Genomic DNA, 17,440 nt, shown 5'->3' with positions numbered 1-17,440 from the left:
TACTCGCCAAGCCTCAGCCAACTTCCCGCAGCTTTGCCTTCACCTCGAGAAAATCCCGCCACGCCAGCTTCTTGTGCGCGGGCGTTCGCAAGAGATAGGCCGGGTGCAGCGTGGGCATTGCCGGAATGGCGATGCCGGATGCCGTCGTGTGAACGCGCCAATTGCCGCGCAGCCGCAATATGCCCTCCGAGGTGTTGAGCAAGGTCTTGGCTGACGGGCCGCCAAGGTTGATCAGCACCTTGGGATTGACCAGTTCGATCTGCCGCTCGATGAAGGGCCGGCAGATCTCGGTTTCGTGCGGCGTCGGCGTGCGATTGCCCGGCGGCCGCCAGGGAATGACATTGGCGATATAGACTGAAGTGCGGTCGAGTCCGATCGCCGCCAGCATGCGGTCGAGCAGCCGGCCCGATCGGCCGACGAAGGGCAGGCCCTCGATGTCCTCATCGCGGCCGGGTGCCTCGCCGACCAGCATGACGGCGGCTTCCGGGTTGCCGTCGGCGAACACCAAGCTCTTGGCGGTGGCCTTGAGATTGCAGCCGTCGAACGCCGCCATGTGCTGGCGAAGCTCGTCAAGCGTTGTTGCCGTCGTTGCCAATTGGCGGGCAAGTGCTGCCTGAATTTCGTCGGGAACCGTGGCCGACGGTGCGCGCAAAACAGGTGGCGCATTTGGCCTGTCGCCCCCTTCGGGGCGATTTGTCGAACGCTGCTGTGCGGCGGTGTCACCCGAAGGCGCTGCGGTCGGCGCGCGCTCCATCGGCTTTGGCGAGACCTCGGTGAACCGGTTCACCGGCTGCTCTTCGAGCGCCTCGTCGACACCAACGCTGGCATAAAAGGCCAGCAGGTCGGCGATATCAGGTCTGTTGGTTGGGGAAGCGGCAGTCATCGATTCACATTCGTCCGCGTGGCGGCAATTTGCAAGGCTGGCAGTTTCTCTACCAGGGCAACGAACCCGGGTTAACGGGTTCCTTCGGAGCCTTTCGCCGGCGCGTTGGCTGACGGAGCATCAAACGAAAAACCCGCCTGTGTGAAATGACCCCCGAAAGTTGGACATCCACCTTCCGGGGTTTTCATGTCCAAACACAGCGAGAGTTTGAAGCGCACTGTTGTTGATCGTTATTTGAGTGGTGAAGAGAGCTATGCGAGCGCCGGTGCAGCCGACGGCGTAGATGCTGCGACGGTGCGCAAATGGGTTGCGAGCTATCAAGCGCACGGGGTTGCCGGCCTCGCTCGCAAGCTCAGCCACTATGACGGCGAGTTCAAGCTGTCGGTTCTGCACCGGATGTGGGAGGATGGACTGTCCTGCCGACAGACGGCCGCGCTGTTCAATATCCGCAACGCCGGCTGCCTTCCGGACTGGGAGAGGCGCTACGAAGCCGGTGGGATAGAGGCGCTCGCGCCGCGCCGCAGAGGAAGGCCGCGATCGATGTCAGACCAGCCGTCGCCTGGCGAGCCGCCCGTGGCGCAGAGTGATGAGACCAAGAGCCGCGAAGAGCTGCTTGCGGAACTGAACCATCTGCGCATGGAGAACGCCTACCTAAAAAAACTGGAGGCCTTAACGCAGGGACACGCGCCCAAAAAGCGCAAGCTGTCCAAGCGTTAAGGCTGCTCTATCCGCTCGATGGTCTGCTCAAACTGGCAGGGCTTTCCCGCAGCACGTTCTACTATCGACAGAAGGCGTCCCGCGTCGACCGCCATGCTGGTCTCAAGGAGAAGATCAGAGCCGTCTTCGACAGCCACAAGGGCCGCTACGGTTATCGCCGGGTGGCTGCTGCACTGCGCCGGCTCGGTCATGTCGTCAATCACAAGGCGGTGCAGTGTCGGATGGTGGAGATGGGATTGAAGTCGCTGGTCAGGCCGAAGAAGTATCGCTCCTACAAAGGCGGCATCGGAAGGACGGCTCCCGATCTCATTCAACGCCAGTTCAACGCTGACAGCGCCAACCATAAATGGGTGACCGATGTGACGGAGTTCAACCTGGCGGGCGACAAACTCTATCTCTCACCGGTCATGGACCTTTATAACGGCGAGATCATCGCCTTCGAGACCGCAAGGCGACCGCTCTTCAAGCTGGTGGAAAATATGCTCGCCAGAGCGCTGGACCGGCTCGACCAAACCCAACGGCCCATCCTACACTCCGATCAGGGATGGCAGTATCAGACGCCTGCCTACCAGCGCAGGCTCCAGGCACGAGGCATTGCCCAGAGCATGTCACGCAAAGGCAATTGCCTCGACAACGCACCTATCGAGAGCTTCTTCGCAGCTCTTCTACCCCAATACCTTCGAGAACGTTCAGAGCCTCAAGGCCAGCATCGAGGATTACATCCACTACTACAATCATGATCGCATCAAACTGAAACTGAAAGGGCTGAGCCCTGTGCAATACAGAACCCAGCCCTTAAATCTGCCGCCACCTTAAACTGTCCAACTTTAAGGGGTCAGTTCAGTGCGGCGGGTCACTGGCGCAAATCAGCACCATAGGCAAAAATGTACCATAGCTGAGGTCACCGAGTCAAGAAAAAATTCCTATCGTCTATCCCGTCGGTATGCGCGGATCCTGCACCAGATAGAAGGTCCAGCGCGGCGTGTAGTCGGTCATCAGGAATTCGAACCTGGCGGTTTTCAACGGGTCGACCTTGCCATTCCGGAACAGCAGCCGGTCATAGGGTTCGAAATCGCGATCGAAATCGGCGAAATTGCTCGACAAAATATTGTCCGGCGTCTTGTTGCGCTGGTCGAAGGAAAGCCCGTCGCCGAACACGCTCGGCTGGTTCAGGATCTCCTGCAATTCGAACTGGAATTCGACCCAGGCCTGGCCGCTATTGTTGAGCACCTCGATGCGCATATACATCATGCCGTTGGCGAATTCGCCGGCCTTGCCGAAGGCCTGGATCGGCTTTGTCGTGCGGATCGTCAGCGTCACCGGCGTTGACGAATTCAGCTCTTCGGTGATGACGAACGGATCGTCCTTCGTTCCGATGCCCGAGGCGCCGGTGATGCGGAAGCCGCCAAGCTCGTCGGAGAAGGAGTAGGCGCCTGCCGCCCAGACCTTCACTTCGTCGGCGGCAGCGTGATGCGGCGCCAGCATCAGAAGGGCCAAAACGAGCGCCCGGCGGATCCGGCCGGGCGGGAAAAGAAAGCGCGTCGATGAAAAGCCGGCTGGCCCAGGAATGCGCATGGCGTGAAGTATGGCCGATAAGCAAGCCGTCGAACAATTAAAAACGCGCGCCTCGCAGGCAATGCCGGGCGAAAAGCAGTCTTCCAGCCTCGCAATGCGCGACTTTTTGGCCAAAACGGCATTGTCACGTATGCGCCGGTTTCCTGTCGTCAATTGATGCGCTATGCAGCGCGGGAGCCAGCAAGATACCCGAATGGGATAAGCCAGTGCGGAGGGGTTGATGAGCGACATCGAACGCGAAAGCATGGAATTCGACGTGGTTATCGTCGGCGCCGGACCGGCGGGCCTCGCCGCCGCGATCCGCCTCAAGCAGGTCAATCCCGAGCTTTCGGTCGTCGTCCTCGAGAAGGGCGGTGAGGTCGGCGCCCATATTCTCTCCGGCGCCGTTGTCGATCCGATCGGCATCGACCGGCTCTTGCCGGGCTGGCGCGATGAGGACGGCCATCCCTTCAAGACGCCGGTCACATCAGACCATTTCCTGGTCCTTGGCCCTGCCGGCTCGTTTCGCCTGCCCAACATGCTGATGCCGCCGCTGATGAACAATCACGGCAACTACATCGTCTCGCTCGGCAATGTCTGCCGCTGGCTGGCGACCAAGGCCGAAGCGCTCGGCGTCGAAATCTATCCGGGCTTTGCCGCTGCCGGCCTGCTCTACAATGAGCAAGGCGCCGTCACCGGTGTCGTCACCGGCGACATGGGCATCGAGAAGGACGGAACGCACGGTCCGGGCTTCGCACCCGGCATGGCGCTGATGGGCAAATATGTGCTGATCGGGGAGGGCGCTCGCGGCTCGCTCGCCAAGCAACTGATCGCCAGATACAAGCTTTCCGATGGCCGCGAACCGGGCAAATACGGCATCGGCCTGAAGGAACTCTGGCAGGTCAAGCCGGAGAACCACCGTCCGGGGCTGGTCCAGCATTCCTTCGGCTGGCCGCTTGACTTGAAGACCGGCGGCGGCTCGTTCCTCTACCATCTCGAGGACAATCAGGTGGCGGTCGGCTTCGTCCTCCACCTCAATTACAAGAACCCCTATCTGTCGCCGTTCGAGGAATTCCAGCGCTTCAAGACCCATCCGGCGATCAGCGGGACTTTCGACGGCGCCAAGCGCCTCGGCTATGGCGCGCGCGCCATCACCGAGGGCGGCTGGCAGTCGGTGCCGAAACTGTCCTTCCCCGGTGGTGCGCTGATGGGATGTGCGGCGGGCTTCGTCAACGTGCCGCGCATCAAGGGCTCGCACAATGCCGTGCTGTCCGGCATGCTGGCGGCCGAGCATGTCGCAGAGGCGATCGGTGCCGGGCGCGCCAACGACGAACTCGCTTCCTACGAGGAAGCCTGGCGCGCGACCGACATCGGCAAGGATTTGAAGAAGGTGCGCAACGTCAAGCCGCTGTGGTCGCGCTTCGGCACCATCGTCGGTGTCGGCCTCGGCGGCCTCGACATGTGGTTGAACACGCTGTTCGGTGTCTCGCCCTTCGGCACGCTGAAGCATGGCAAGGCCGACTATGCGACGCTCGAGCCTGCCGCCCAGCACAAGAAGATCGCCTATCCGAAGCCCGATGGCGTGCTGACCTTCGACAGGCTGTCCTCGGTGTTCCTGTCCAACACCAATCACGAGGAAAACGAGCCGGTCCACCTGCTTGTGGGCGACATGGAACTGCAGAAGCGGTCCGAGCACGATGTCTTTGCGGGCCCCTCGACGCGCTACTGTCCGGCCGGGGTTTACGAGTGGGTCGACAAGGATGGCAATGCCGCCGCCGATCCCACGGCCAAGGATGTGCGCTTCGTCATCAACGCGCAGAACTGCGTCCACTGCAAGACATGCGACATCAAGGACCCGAACCAGAACATCAACTGGGTGCCGCCGCAAGGCGGAGAAGGCCCGGTCTACCAGGGCATGTAGGCCCGCGCCGGCCACAGCGTGCAAAGACCCCGACGACGGCTCGGGGTCTCCCGTGGCATGTGAAACATTAGGACTGTTGAAACTGCCGCACGCTTATGGTTCCATTCCTTGACGATAAGGAGATGGCCAATGCGCCTGGCGGTTCTGGCATGCCTTGTGGCGATCGGTGCGCTGTTCGGTTTGGCTTCGGCGGCCTCGGCCGGCACCAGGGTGGTGGTTAAGACGCGGACCTACGACATCACCGGGAACACGGGGCTGGCGCTGATGCAGGCTATGGACCGCAAGGGGCCGAAGCACGGCTTCATGACGCATGCCATCGCGCTGACCGGCTACGCGGTGGATTGGGACCTTGACACCAGCCAGGACAATGGCGTTTGCCGCTTGCGGCGTGCCAACGGCACGCTCAATCTCTTCTATACGTTTCCGCGTGTCGCCTCGGCCACCACTCCGACGCTCCGGAAGCGCTGGACGCGGTTCTTCGCCGGCGTCCGCGCCCATGAGGAAACCCATGGCCGCATCGCCAGGGAGATGATGCGGGCCACGGAAAGATCGATCTCCGGCCTCAGGATTGCCGACGACCGGTTCTGCTACAAGACACGTCGCGAGGCACAGCGACGTATCAAGGCCACCAATGCCGCATATGAGGCCAAGCAGCTCGCTTTCGATGCGCGCGAGCATCGCGATGGCGGCCATGTCCAGCATCTCGTCATCGCTTTGGTCAGGCCCTGATCCTTCAGCCTGGCGTCTTGCCGGTCTGGCTTATGGCCGCGGTCGCGGTTTCATGTTCGTCGAGCGGCTTTTGCTGGTTCAGCCTGAGTGAGAACTCCACCATGACCGGGAGGTGATCCGAGCCCGTGTCCTCCAGCCGTGTCGCGGAATGGATGGTCACGCCGCCCTTGCTGAAAACCTGGTCGATCGGCAGGCCGGCGAAGCGCCGCAGCAAGTCCGGCAGCTTGATGTGGATCCAGGTCGGGCCGGCGGACGGCATCACGGTCAGCCCGCCAAGCGCCGCGACCCGCCGCACGGCGGCACTCCACGGCGCGGCATTGCAGTCGCCCGCCATGATGGCCGTCTCGCCGAGCGCGGAAAGCGGCTCCGTCAACTCGCCGATCTGCCAGTACTGCTCGCGTGGCCACGGCCAACTGAGATGGATCGCGGCGACATCGACGTCGATGCCGCCGAAGTCGACGGTCGCTGTCGCCATGGCGCCGCGCCTTTCGCAACGCGCCTCGGTGTCGGCGGCAAAGGGCCGCCGCGAGAGCAGCGCGACGCCGAATATGCCGTTGGGATAAGGACAGAGGATCCGGTATGGATAGGCGCTGCTGATATAGCCAAGCTCGGTCGCCCACATCGCCGATACCTCGTCCAGGGTGATCACGTCGGGATTGGTCCGGCCGATCAGCGACAGCACCTTCTTCGGCGTCGGATTGTCGTAGCGCAGGTTCATCTGCAGCAGCTTGTAGATCGCGCGGTCTTCGTTCTTGGCTTCATAGGCGGCCTGAACCGGCCACAGGCGGGAGAAGGACAGCGACCCGGAAGTGGTGGCGAAGGCCGCCACGGCAAAAAGCAGTGCCACGGCCGCCTGCAGGCGAAATGTCGTGGCCAGCAGCGGCAGTGCGCAAAGCGCCATCAGCACGGCAAGGTGGACGCGGAAATGCGAGAAGGAATCGAAGGCGGGATGCAGCGTTCCGAAAAACCCGGCCACCAGCGCGATCGAACAGGCCAGCATTGCCAGGAATGCAACCGAAATCAGCAATGTCCCGACGCTCGCTCTCTCCATGCCGCCTGCTTATCGGCAGAAATGCGGCCCAATCAAGATGAGAAATGCCTACGCGATGCGTGGTATCGGCCTACTGGAACGCCGTTTCCGAAAAACTTCTGAGCTTGCGCGAATGCAACCGCTCCATCGGCATTTCCGCGAGCTTCTCCATCGCCCTGATGCCGATGGTCAGGTGCTGCGCCACCTGGCGCTTGTAGAATTCGGTCGCCATGCCGGGCAGCTTCAACTCGCCATGCAGCGGTTTGTCCGAAACGCACAGCAGCGTGCCGTAGGGAACGCGGAAGCGGAAGCCATTGGCGGCGATGGTCGCCGATTCCATGTCGAGTGCGATGGCGCGAGATTGCGACAGACGCTGGACCGGGCCACGCTGGTCGCGCAGTTCCCAGTTGCGATTGTCGATGGTGGCGACGGTGCCCGTGCGCATGATGCGCTTCAGGTCGTAGCCGGTAAGGCCGGTGACTTCGGCGACGGCTTCCTGCAACGCCACCTGGATCTCGGCCAGCGGCGGGATCGGCACCCAGACCGGAAGATCGTCGTCCAGCACATGGTCCTCGCGCACATAGGCATGCGCCAGCACATAGTCGCCCAGCGCTTGGGTGTTGCGCAGGCCGGCACAGTGGCCGAGCATCACCCAGGCATGCGGCCTCAGCACCGCAATATGGTCGGTGATGGTCTTGGCGTTGGAAGGCCCGACGCCGATATTCACCATGGTGATGCCGCCATGTCCCGATTTCTTCAGGTGATAGGCCGGCATCTGTGGCAGGCGGGGAACTGCGACGCCTTCACTGGGCGCGCTTTGCCCGCCCTTGGTGATGACATTGCCCGGCTCGACGAACTCCGTGTATCCGCCGCCGCCATTGGCCATCAGGTCGCGGGCGCGGGCGACGAATTCGTCGATGTAGAACTGATAGTTGGTGAACAGCACGAAGTTCTGGAAATGCTGCGGCGTGGTCGCCGTATAGTGCGACAGCCGGTGCAGCGAATAATCGATGCGCTGCGCCGTGAACGGCGCCAGAGGCCTCGGCTCGCCAAAGGCGACTTCGAAGGTGCCGTTGGCGATCTGGTCGTCGGTGCCATCGAGATCCGGCACGTCGAACAGGTCGCGGATCGGCCGCTTGATGCGCTCTGCCGTCGCGCCGTCGACATGGGTGCCTTCAAGGAAGGCGAAATGCAGCGGGATGGGTGTGGTCGATTCCGACACCGTGACCGCAACCCCATGATTGCGCATGATCAGGCGCAACTGCTCGACGAGGTAGCTTTCGAACAGGCCCGGCTGGGTGATGGTGGTGGAAAAATGCCCAGGCGTCGGCATATGGCCATAGGCCTGGCGCGAGTCGATCTGGGTGAATGAGTTGGTGGTGACGCCGATCTCCGGATAGAAGGCCCGGTAGCGCTTGCCATTGTCGCCGCCTGCTGCCGCCAGCTCTGCGAAGGAATCACGCAGGAACTTGGTGTTGCGGTCGTAAAGCGCCTGCAGTGCCTTGACGGCCTTTTCGGCGCTATCAAAGCTTTGCCGGCCAAAAGGCTCCGGCATGACGACAGATTCGATGGCTTGTGGGTAGATTCGCTTTTCCATGGCTCAATATAGAGACTTGGATCGGCACTTGGGAGGGGTGTCGCGACCGAAGGCGGCCAAAGCGCCGTTTTTCTTCAACCGCGCTGCAGGCTGACCAGGAGCACAAAGCCGACGCCGGACTTCTTCAGGGCAGGTGCGTCGATCGTCGAGCCGGCATCGGAGCGCATCATCGGCACGGCCAGAACCGGAGCGGCCAGAACCGCCAGGATAAGCGCCGCCCGCGGCAGAAGCCGAAGGGTCTTGAGAGCGTTGGCGGCGATGCGGTTCATGGTGTTTCAGCTTTTCTTTTCGAGGTCTTGGTTTCTTTGTTCAGTTGCGAAGATGGGTGGGGCAGGCGAGGCGGCAGGTTCCGGAACTGGCTTCGTCCCAGGCGCGGGCCGGACGGCCCGCTTCGGCGACGAGGATGGCGAAGAACATCCCAAACAGGCTCACCAGCAGGCAGACGATGGTGAAGCGGCGAGAAAGCATTGGGTCGGTCTCCTTCAACACGCCGGAGAATGCCCTGATGCAACTGAACCGGCTCTGATGCCGGCGTTCATCTGCGGTTCAAGATGATTGACGGGGTTTCGACGGCGCCGGCGTCGGTTTGGATAGCCGCCGGCGGGTATCGAGCATCACCGGCGCAGGATGTGTCGACAAAACGAAAACGGGGCCCGTCGAGGCCCCGTCATCATGTCGTAAGGGTGCGGTCGATCAGAGCTTGTGCCAGGTCTGGCTCTTGCAGATCAGTCCGCCCAGCACGCAGCCGCTCATCTTGAGAGAGCTGCCCGACAATGTCGCCTTGCCCGAATAGGTCTTGTCGTTTGCCGGATCGGTGATGTTGCCGGCATATTTGTTGTCGCCCGTCGCCTTGAGCGAGCCGATGGTCTTGCCGGCATATTTCCCGGACTTGAGGGTGATGGAAAACGAGCCGCCGCCGGCGATGGCCGCGGTTTCGCCGGCCTGCGTCTTCCAATTGCCTTCGATCGGATCGGCCCATGCCGCACCCGGCACGATCAATGTGGCCGCAAGGGCCAGGCTCAGTTTTCGAAACATGTCTTCCTCCCTGTGGATGTCCGGCCGGATGCTCCGCCTCGCCGGTCTGCCGCTTACGCAAACGTAAGCTAATCCAGCTCCCGGCAAAACAAAAGCGGTGCCGTAGCGGAAGACTTTCGGATTTTGAAGCCACCTGAAAGCGCCTCCTCGACGACGAAATGAAACGATCGGCGCATCGCCTTTGTCTGCCGTGGTTAGCGAAGTCTTGCCCCCGCGTGAGAAAACTTTCGTCAAATTTGACGCAAGCAGGCTGAATTGCTGGGTTTGTATCCTTAACGAATTTCGGCGTTTACCTCTTGTTTTAGCTTTGTTTTCCTCAAATTAAGCACGCCATTTAACGACGGATTCAAGCCTGCACGGCATTCTCGAAAGCATCGGAAGAGCAGCCGGCAAGACGAAAGAAGGCAGCTCTCGGGAGCCTGACAGGGCCGGAAAACAGGGGATTGAAATGGCACGTTTTGAAATGCTTGAAGCAGGTTTCGGCGCCATGGGAGCAACTGCCCAGGCCGACATCCTTTTCGAATTGGGCATGATGTATGCGACCGGCCGCGATTGCGAGACCGATGTCGTTGCCGCCCACAAATGGTTCAACATCGCCGCAATCAAGGGCTCGGCCCGCGCCGCCGAGCTGCGCTCGGAACTGTCGGCCGCCATGTCGAAGGTCGAGATCGCCACGGCGCTTCGCGAAGCCCGCGAATGGATGACCATGCACTGAAATCTGCCAATCGCAGAGAGGTCCATCGAAGACAGGGAAGCTCCGGGATCAAGGCCGCACAGACGGCCAGACCCGGCGAAATCGAAGGCCGCGCAAGACGGTCACGAAGGCAAGAGAAAGAACGCGGCAGGCAGCAAGGCTCAGCTGTGCGCGACACGGGGAAGGCGAGCGGGATTCTTAGGCGCGAGAGCGCCCGGAGATTGCTCGACGGACAAAAAAGCCACGACCAGCCGGAACAAGGCTGGCGTGGCTTTTTGCGTTGATGACGTCTTGCAGGCCCAATCGAGCGGCGCCAATGCGCCTAGACAGGCCGAATGAAGGATGAAATTGTCCGGCCTCTCTGGAAGAAGCGGGGCCGGGGCGGCCGCGCGTGAGTGGAGGAGTTCTACAACAATGAAAAAATTGAGTATTCTAAACGCGGCCATATTCGGCCTGATGATGAGCACGCCGGTCGCATTCGCCGACGACATCACCTTTGCGGTGATCGGCCCGATGACCGGACAGCTCGCCACCATCGGCGATCAGTTCAAGCAGGGCGCACAGGCCGCTGCCGACGCGATCAACGCCGCTGGCGGCATCAACGGGTCGGATGATCAAGCTTGATATCGAAGACGACCAGTGCGATCCCAAGCAGGCCGTGTCGGTTGCCAACCGCGTCGTCGCCGATGGCGTCAAGTTCATCGACGGCCATGCCTGCTCGGGTTCGAGCATTCCGGCCTCGGCCGTCTATGCCGAAGCCGGCGCCTTGATGATGAGCCCGGCCTCGTCAAACCCGGTGCTGACCGATGCGGCAGCCAAGGCCGGCTGGCCGACGATCATGCGCCTATACACGCGTGACGATGCGCAGGGCGCCTTCATCGGCCCATGGATCGCCAAGAAGTTTGCCGGCAAGAATGTCGTCGTCCTGCACGACAAGAGCGCCTACGGACAGGGCGTGGCTGACGCCGTCAGGGCAACGATGAATGCCGGCGGCCTCAAGGAGGTCTACTATGACGGCATCAACGCTGGCGAGAAGGACTATTCGGCTCTCGTCACCAAGCTCAAGGACTTGAAAGCCGACGTCGTCTATTTCGGCGGCTACCATCCTGAAGCTGGCCTGATCCTGCGTCAATCGGCGGAACAGAACCTGAAGTTCCAGCTGATCATGCCGGACTCCATCGCCTCGCCGGAATTCTGGCAGGTCGCTGGCCCGGCCGGCGAGGGCACCATGTTCGTCTTCCCGTCGGATCCGCAGGCAAAGCCGGAAGCCAAGGCTGCCGTCGAGAAGATCAAGGCCGGCGGTTTCGTGCCGGAGGGCTTCACGCTGTTCTCATACGCCACCATCCAGGCATTCGCCGAAGGCATCAAGCGTGCCGGCAGCGACGACCCGGCCAAGGTTGCCGAAGCGTTGAAGAACGGCACGCCGATCAGCACCGTTGTCGGTGATGTCACCTTCGACGAGAAGGGCGATCTCAAGAATGCCAGCTACGACATCAACCAGTGGCATGACGGCAAATACGCGCCGATCGCGCAGTAATCGCCGACTTGGCGACCAAGTAGCGTAGAGAAATGGCCGGGTCCGTCCCGGCCATTTCTTTTTACCTTCGAACCGTCAGCTGGCTACAGCGGTCGAGGCGGCTTGTTCCCCGACGAACCGCACCAGCACCGTCCCGTCGGTCACCTGCGCGCCCTCGGTGGCGATCTCAGCGATCACGCCGTCATGCGGCGCGGCGATGGTGTGCTCCATCTTCATCGCCTCCAGGATCAGCAGCGGCTGGCCCTTGATCACCGTATCGCCTTTTCCCACGCGCACCAGCTTGACCAATCCCGGCATCGGCGCACGCAGGCTGCCGGCGCTTGCCGCCGCCTCATCGGCCCGTGCCAACGGGTCCGACACGGCGAAGGTGTAGCCAACGGCGCCTTCGAACACGGTGATGTGGCCGGGCCAGCGGGCAAGGCGCGGCGCGGCGCGAAAATCATGCGAATTGGTGTCGTCATAGGGCTTCTCCAGCGCGACCTGGAAGCGCCCATCCGGCCGCACCGAAACCTTCGCCGCGATATCGTCTTCACCGAACTTCAGCCATGTGCGTCGCGCCACGCTGTGGAAATGGGCATAACCGGCAAGCGACGACCACGGATCGTCTGACAACGGCGATGCTCCGGCCCCCGAGGCTGCGACTGCGGCCGCGGCTATGGTTTCTCCGCTCGGCGGCGGGACGATCGTCAAAGCCGCCTGGTGTCTGCCAATCAGGCTGGTGTCGACGTCGCCTGCGGCGAAATCCGGATCGGCGGCGAGAGCGGCAAGAAAGGCGGTGTTGACGGTCGAGCCGGCGATCTCGGTCCGGGATAGCGCCGCGCCAAGCGCTTCCAGAGCCGCCTGGCGGTCCGTGGCGTGGACGACCAGCTTGGCGATCATCGGATCGTAGTACGGCGAGATGGCGTCACCCGCCCGCACGCCGGTCTCGATGCGCATCGTGGCGCCTTGCGGGGCCGCGTCTGGAAATCTCAGATGATGCAGCGTGCCCGTTGCCGGCAGAAAACCTTTTGCCGCGTCCTCGGCATAGATGCGCGCCTCGAAGGCATGGCCGGTAAGCGCGATCTCGCTTTGCGTCTTCGGCAGCTTTTCGCCGCTGGCGACCCGCAACTGCCACTCGACCAGATCGGTGCCGGTCACCATTTCGGTGACGGGGTGCTCGACCTGCAGACGGGTGTTCATCTCCATGAACCAGAAGCGGTCGGCTTTCAGGCCTTGCGAGGCATCGACGATGAACTCGATGGTGCCGGCGCCTGAATAATTGATCGCCTTGGCGGCCTTCACCGCCGCATCCGTCATCGCCTTGCGCAAAGCCTCGGTCATGCCGGGCGCGGGCGATTCCTCGATCACCTTCTGGTGGCGGCGCTGCGCCGAGCAGTCGCGCTCGTAGAGGTGCACGGCGTTGCCGAAATTGTCGCCGAACACCTGCACTTCGATATGGCGCGGCTTGTCGACATATTTTTCGACCAGCACACGGTCGTCGCCGAACGCAGCTTTCGCCTCGCGCCGCGCGCTGGACAACGCTTCGGAAAACTCATCGGGATGCTCGACCCGGCGCATACCCTTGCCGCCGCCGCCAGCGCGTGCCTTGATCAGCACGGGATAGCCGATCTCGCGTGCCTTGGAGGCAAGTAGCACGATCTCCTGCGCCTCGCCATGGTAGCCCGGAACGACCGGAACGCCGGCTTTTTCCATCAGACGCTTGGCCGCGTCCTTCAGCCCCATGGCACGGATCGAGGCCGCCGACGGGCCGATGAAAATGAGCCCCGCCGCCGTCACCTGGTCGACGAAATCGGGATTTTCCGACAGGAAGCCGTAGCCGGGATGAATGGCTTGTGCGCCGGTAGTCAAGGCCGCGGCGATGATCTTATCACCGCGCAGATAGCTTTCGCCGACGCGCGAGGGGCCGATATGCACCGCCTCGTCGGCCATCTCGACATGCAGGGATCTCGCGTCGGCATCCGAATAGACGGCGACAGTGCGCACACCCAGTTTCCGAGCCGTGCGGATGACACGACAGGCGATCTCGCCGCGATTGGCAATCAGGATCTTGGCAAACATGGAGCCTCCGCATGTAAGGCTCGCAGTCCATGGGAAGCAGGGCGCTTCAACACCCCCCTCTGTCCTGCCGGACATCTCCCCCGCAAGGAGGGAGATTGGCAGCTTTGCCCTCGCTGCGAACTTTCAATGTTGGAATTTGGCGAAAGCGATAGCGACAGTCGATCTCCCCCAATGCGGGGGAGACGTCCGGCAGGACAGAGGGGGGTACTGTCCAGCGAGCCATTCCAGCCCTCGGCGTAGACCTCTCCCTTACCAAGGGAGTGCTCTACCTTGCGGTCGGTAGTATCTATTTCGATGACGAAATTGCGCAGCCGCCACTCGCGGTCTTGAGCTTCCACCGTGTCAAGCCGGCCTGGCAATTGCGCAGCGCCGTCTCTTCCGCCGCCTTCTGGGACGGCGCGTCGAGCTTCGTCCCGCAGACAATGTAGAGGTCGACGACACGCGAATAAAAGGTTGTGGCGTAAGCCGAATGGCCGCTCGCCGCGACGTAGCCCTTGTAGGCAACGTTGCATTCGCCCGAACCCAAGGTCGGCGGAAAACGCACGTCTCCCTTGCGTCCCGCGAGCGATTCCGCCGAGCCGATGCCGGTCGCGGTTAATATTAGAAATACTGAAAGTATCGAAGCAGCCGTTCCCTGGCAATATTTCAGTTTCATTTCCAGCCCGTCCCCATCGCCCCATACTGGATAAGCAGTATCGAATATTTTGCCTCGCCGCCAGTTCACTGTTTGAGATTCGAAGCCGCCTATGCTGATGAATCGGTTGGTCCATACAGTTCAGCCTTTTCGCACGGCAGCAACGGCCTGCCGGTATAGTTCCGCCGTTTGTCCGTCGAAGTTGACCGTCCATTCTCACATCCGAAACACGCCGAAGCGCGTGTCCTCGATTTCGGCGTTGAGCGCGGCGGACAGGCTGAGCGCCAGCACGTCGCGGGTCTTCGCAGGGTCGATGATGCCGTCGTCCCAGAGGCGTGCGGACGAATAGAGCGGATGGCCCTCATGCTCGTATTTCATCAGGATCGGCTTCTTGAATTTCGCCTCTTCCTCGGCGCTCCATTCCCCGCCCTTGCGCTCGATGCCTTCGCGCTTGACCATGGCAAGCACCGTTGCTGCTTGCTCGCCGCCCATCACCGAGATGCGGGCGTTCGGCCACATCCACAGGAAGCGCGGCGAATAGGCGCGGCCGCACATGCCATAATTGCCGGCGCCGAACGAACCGCCGATGATGACGGTCACTTTCGGCACGCGGGCGGTGGCGACCGCCATCACCAGCTTGGCGCCGTCCTTGGCGATGCCGCCTGCTTCATATTTTCGACCGACCATGAAGCCGGTGATGTTTTGCAGGAAGACCAATGGGATCTTGCGCTGGCAGCACAGTTCGATGAAGTGCGCGCCCTTCACAGCACTTTCGGAAAACAGCACGCCGTTGTTGGCGATGATGCCGACCGGCATGCCATGGAGATGGGCAAAGCCGGTGATCAGCGTGGTGCCGTAATTCTGCTTGAACTCGTCGAATTCGGAACCGTCGACGATGCGCGCAATCACCTCGCGTGCGTCATAGGGCTGGCGCAGGTCGGTCGGCACGATGCCGTAGAGTTCATCCGCCGGATGAAGCGGCGGAATCGATCTCTGTAAGTTTAGGCTTACAGTCTTGTTCCGATTCAGGTTTTTGACGATGCGGCGACAGATGGCGAGCGCATGGTCGTCGTCCAGCGCATAGTGGTCGGCAACACCGGAGAGCCTGGTGTGCACATCGGCGCCGCCAAGATCCTCGGCACTGACATCCTCTCCGGTTGCCGCTTTCACCAGCGGCGGACCGCCGAGGAAGATGGTTGCCTGGTTGCGCACCATGATCGTTTCGTCCGACATCGCCGGCACATAGGCGCCGCCCGCCGTGCAGGAACCCATGACGCAGGCGATCTGCGGAATGCCTGATGCCGACATATTGGCCTGGTTGTAGAAGATGCGGCCGAAATGCTCCCGGTCGGGAAACACCTCGTCCTGATTGGGCAGGTTGGCGCCGCCGCTGTCGACGAGGTAGATGCAAGGCAAATTGTTCTGCAGCGCGATCTCCTGCGCGCGCAGATGCTTCTTCACCGTCAGCGGATAGTAGGTGCCGCCCTTCACCGTGGCGTCGTTGACGACGACCATGACCTCGGTGCCTTCGACGCGGCCGATGCCGGCGATCATTCCGGCCGAAGAGATCTCCTCGCCATACATCGACCATGCCGCGAACTGGCCGATCTCGAGGAAGGGCGAGCCGGTGTCGAGCAACTGGGCCAGGCGCTCCCGCGGCAACAGCTTGCCGCGCGAAACATGCCGCTCGCGCGCCTCATCCGAGCCCCCGCGCTCGACGGTGCCCGCCTTCTCCGCAATGTCGGCGACCAGCGCCCGCATGCGCTCGGCATTGGCGCGGAATGCTTCGGAGGAAGGGGAGATCTGGGTTTGCAATGTGGCCATACCTACACCCCCTCCGCCATGATCTCGCGGCCGATCAGCCAGCGGCGGATTTCGCTGGTGCCGGCGCCGATCTCATAGAGCTTGGCGTCGCGAAGCAGGCGGCCGGTCGGATAGTCGTTGATGTAGCCATTGCCGCCAAGCAGCTGGATGGCGTCGAGCGCCATCAGCGTCGCCTTCTCGGCGGCAAACAGCACGCAGCCGGCGGCGTCCTTGCGTGTCGTCTGGCCGCGGTCGCAGGCTGCGGCGACGGCATAGACATAGGCGCGCGCGGCGTTCATCGTCGTGTACATGTCGGCCAACTTGCCTTGCACCAGCTGGAACTCGCCGATCGCCTGGCCGAACTGCTTGCGCTCGTGCACATAGGGGACCGCCACGTCGAGGCACGCCGCCATAAGGCCGATCGGGCCGCCGGCGAGCACCGTGCGCTCATAATCGAGGCCAGACATCAGCACCTCGACGCCGCGCCCTTCCTCATGCAGCACATTGTCGAAGGGCACCTCGACATCCCTGAACACCAGTTCGCCGGTGTTGGAGCCGCGCATGCCGAGCTTGTCGAGCTTTTGCGCCACGGAAAACCCGGCAAAAGCCTTCTCGACGATGAAAGCGGTGATGCCGCGCGATTTCAGGTCCGGGTCGGTCTTGGCGTAGACGACCAGGGTCTCGGCGTCAGGCCCGTTGGTGATCCACATCTTGGTGCCGTTGAGCACGTAGCGGTCGTTGCGCTTTTCGGCGCGCAGCTTGAGCGAGACGACGTCCGAGCCGGCGCCGGATTCCGACATCGCCAGCGCGCCGACACGCTCGCCCGAGCACAGTGGCGGCAGGAATTTTTCCTTCTGCGCCGTCGTCGCCCAGCGGTTGATCTGGTTGACGCAGAGATTGGAGTGGGCGCCGTAGGAGAGGCCGACCGAGGCCGAAGCGCGCGAGATTTCCTCGACGGCGATCACATGCGCGAGATAACCCATGCCGCTGCCGCCGAAATCGGGGTTGGCGGTGATCCCAAGCAGGCCGAGCGCGCCGAGTTCGCCCCACAGATGCGCCGGGAATTCGTTCGAGCGATCGATGTCGGCGGCGATCGGCGCAATGCGATCCTGGGCGAAGCGCCGCACCATGTCGCGCAGCGCCTCGATCTCCTCGTCATGCCCGAAGCTGAGCGTGTTGGTGTACATTTTTCTCCTCCCTGCGCATGACCCCGAAAAATCGACTTTGATTTTCGGAAAGGGATCATGC

At 62.2% G+C, this 17,440-nt stretch carries 15 protein-coding genes and 2 pseudogenes; 6 read left to right on the top strand and 11 right to left on the bottom strand.

All coding sequences use genetic code 11. The features are described 5' to 3' along the window. Positions 1-13: 13 nt before the first annotated feature. Complete coding sequence (locus NKH97_RS00415; protein WP_352630804.1) at positions 14-883, bottom strand: uracil-DNA glycosylase; 870 nt, start codon at positions 881-883, stop codon at positions 14-16. A 186-nt stretch (positions 884-1,069) separates the two neighbouring features. Here NKH97_RS00415 and NKH97_RS00410 point away from each other — a divergent pair. Next, positions 1,070-2,416 (top strand): annotated as a pseudogene (locus tag NKH97_RS00410) (IS3 family transposase). A gap of 114 nt (positions 2,417-2,530) precedes the next feature. Here NKH97_RS00410 and NKH97_RS00405 read toward each other — a convergent pair. After that, positions 2,531-3,175: a hypothetical protein gene (locus NKH97_RS00405; protein ID WP_352441286.1), complete on the bottom strand. Its 645-nt coding sequence runs from the start codon at positions 3,173-3,175 to the stop codon at positions 2,531-2,533. A gap of 10 nt (positions 3,176-3,185) precedes the next feature. On the opposite strand from NKH97_RS00405, the gene NKH97_RS00400 reads away from it, so the two are divergent. The 3 genes from NKH97_RS00400 (at position 3,186) to NKH97_RS00390 (ending at position 5,804) form a co-directional block, all read left to right on the top strand. After that, a complete protein-coding gene (locus NKH97_RS00400; RefSeq protein ID WP_155930595.1) occupies positions 3,186-3,332 on the top strand; it encodes a hypothetical protein in 147 nt (48 codons plus the stop codon). Between the two features lie 63 nt (positions 3,333-3,395). Then, positions 3,396-5,075, top strand: a complete 1,680-nt coding sequence (locus NKH97_RS00395) for an electron transfer flavoprotein-ubiquinone oxidoreductase (protein WP_352441285.1) — start codon at positions 3,396-3,398, stop codon at positions 5,073-5,075. Between the two features lie 129 nt (positions 5,076-5,204). Next, on the top strand, positions 5,205-5,804 hold the full coding sequence (locus tag NKH97_RS00390) for a DUF922 domain-containing protein (protein WP_023812834.1): 600 nt from the start codon (positions 5,205-5,207) through the stop codon (positions 5,802-5,804). Between the two features lie 4 nt (positions 5,805-5,808). Here the strand turns inward: NKH97_RS00390 and NKH97_RS00385 are convergent, their stop codons facing one another. The 5 genes from NKH97_RS00385 to NKH97_RS00365 all read right to left on the bottom strand — a co-directional run bounded on the left by NKH97_RS00385 (position 5,809) and on the right by NKH97_RS00365 (position 9,466). Next, a complete protein-coding gene (locus tag NKH97_RS00385) occupies positions 5,809-6,855 on the bottom strand; it encodes an endonuclease/exonuclease/phosphatase family protein (protein ID WP_352441284.1) in 1,047 nt (348 codons plus the stop codon). A 70-nt stretch (positions 6,856-6,925) separates the two neighbouring features. Beyond that, positions 6,926-8,389: an AMP nucleosidase gene (locus NKH97_RS00380; protein ID WP_245273264.1), complete on the bottom strand. Its 1,464-nt coding sequence runs from the start codon at positions 8,387-8,389 to the stop codon at positions 6,926-6,928. Positions 8,390-8,505: 116 nt separating this feature from the next. Beyond that, positions 8,506-8,700, bottom strand: coding sequence for a hypothetical protein (locus NKH97_RS00375; RefSeq protein ID WP_127292634.1), 195 nt, complete (start codon positions 8,698-8,700; stop codon positions 8,506-8,508). Between the two features lie 40 nt (positions 8,701-8,740). After that, complete coding sequence (locus NKH97_RS00370; RefSeq protein WP_352441283.1) at positions 8,741-8,899, bottom strand: hypothetical protein; 159 nt, start codon at positions 8,897-8,899, stop codon at positions 8,741-8,743. A 225-nt stretch (positions 8,900-9,124) separates the two neighbouring features. Further along, positions 9,125-9,466, bottom strand: a complete 342-nt coding sequence (locus NKH97_RS00365) for a DUF2147 domain-containing protein (RefSeq protein ID WP_352441282.1) — start codon at positions 9,464-9,466, stop codon at positions 9,125-9,127. Between the two features lie 448 nt (positions 9,467-9,914). On the opposite strand from NKH97_RS00365, the gene NKH97_RS00360 reads away from it, so the two are divergent. Both NKH97_RS00360 and NKH97_RS00355 read left to right on the top strand, forming a co-directional pair. Then, a complete protein-coding gene (locus NKH97_RS00360) occupies positions 9,915-10,181 on the top strand; it encodes an SEL1-like repeat protein (protein ID WP_013532614.1) in 267 nt (88 codons plus the stop codon). Between the two features lie 393 nt (positions 10,182-10,574). Further along, positions 10,575-11,697: pseudogene (locus tag NKH97_RS00355) on the top strand (ABC transporter substrate-binding protein). A gap of 75 nt (positions 11,698-11,772) precedes the next feature. Here the strand turns inward: NKH97_RS00355 and NKH97_RS00350 are convergent. From NKH97_RS00350 to NKH97_RS00335, 4 genes are all read right to left on the bottom strand, one after another. Next, positions 11,773-13,755 (bottom strand): acetyl/propionyl/methylcrotonyl-CoA carboxylase subunit alpha, encoded by a 1,983-nt coding sequence (locus NKH97_RS00350; RefSeq protein WP_352441281.1) that lies wholly within the window; start codon positions 13,753-13,755, stop codon positions 11,773-11,775. 286 nt (positions 13,756-14,041) lie between these two features. Next, complete coding sequence (locus NKH97_RS00345; RefSeq protein WP_352441363.1) at positions 14,042-14,410, bottom strand: hypothetical protein; 369 nt, start codon at positions 14,408-14,410, stop codon at positions 14,042-14,044. A 195-nt stretch (positions 14,411-14,605) separates the two neighbouring features. Further along, on the bottom strand, positions 14,606-16,213 hold the full coding sequence (locus NKH97_RS00340; protein ID WP_352441280.1) for a carboxyl transferase domain-containing protein: 1,608 nt from the start codon (positions 16,211-16,213) through the stop codon (positions 14,606-14,608). A gap of 2 nt (positions 16,214-16,215) precedes the next feature. Then, on the bottom strand, positions 16,216-17,379 hold the full coding sequence (locus tag NKH97_RS00335; RefSeq protein ID WP_128303019.1) for an isovaleryl-CoA dehydrogenase: 1,164 nt from the start codon (positions 17,377-17,379) through the stop codon (positions 16,216-16,218). Between the last annotated feature and the right edge of the window lie 61 nt (positions 17,380-17,440).

It is taken from the genome of Mesorhizobium sp. M0870 (assembly GCF_040319775.1).
Taxonomy (GTDB): Bacteria; Pseudomonadota; Alphaproteobacteria; order Rhizobiales; family Rhizobiaceae; genus Mesorhizobium.
Note: the sequence above shows the minus strand (reverse complement) of the source record. Positions and strands in the feature narration are given on the sequence as shown.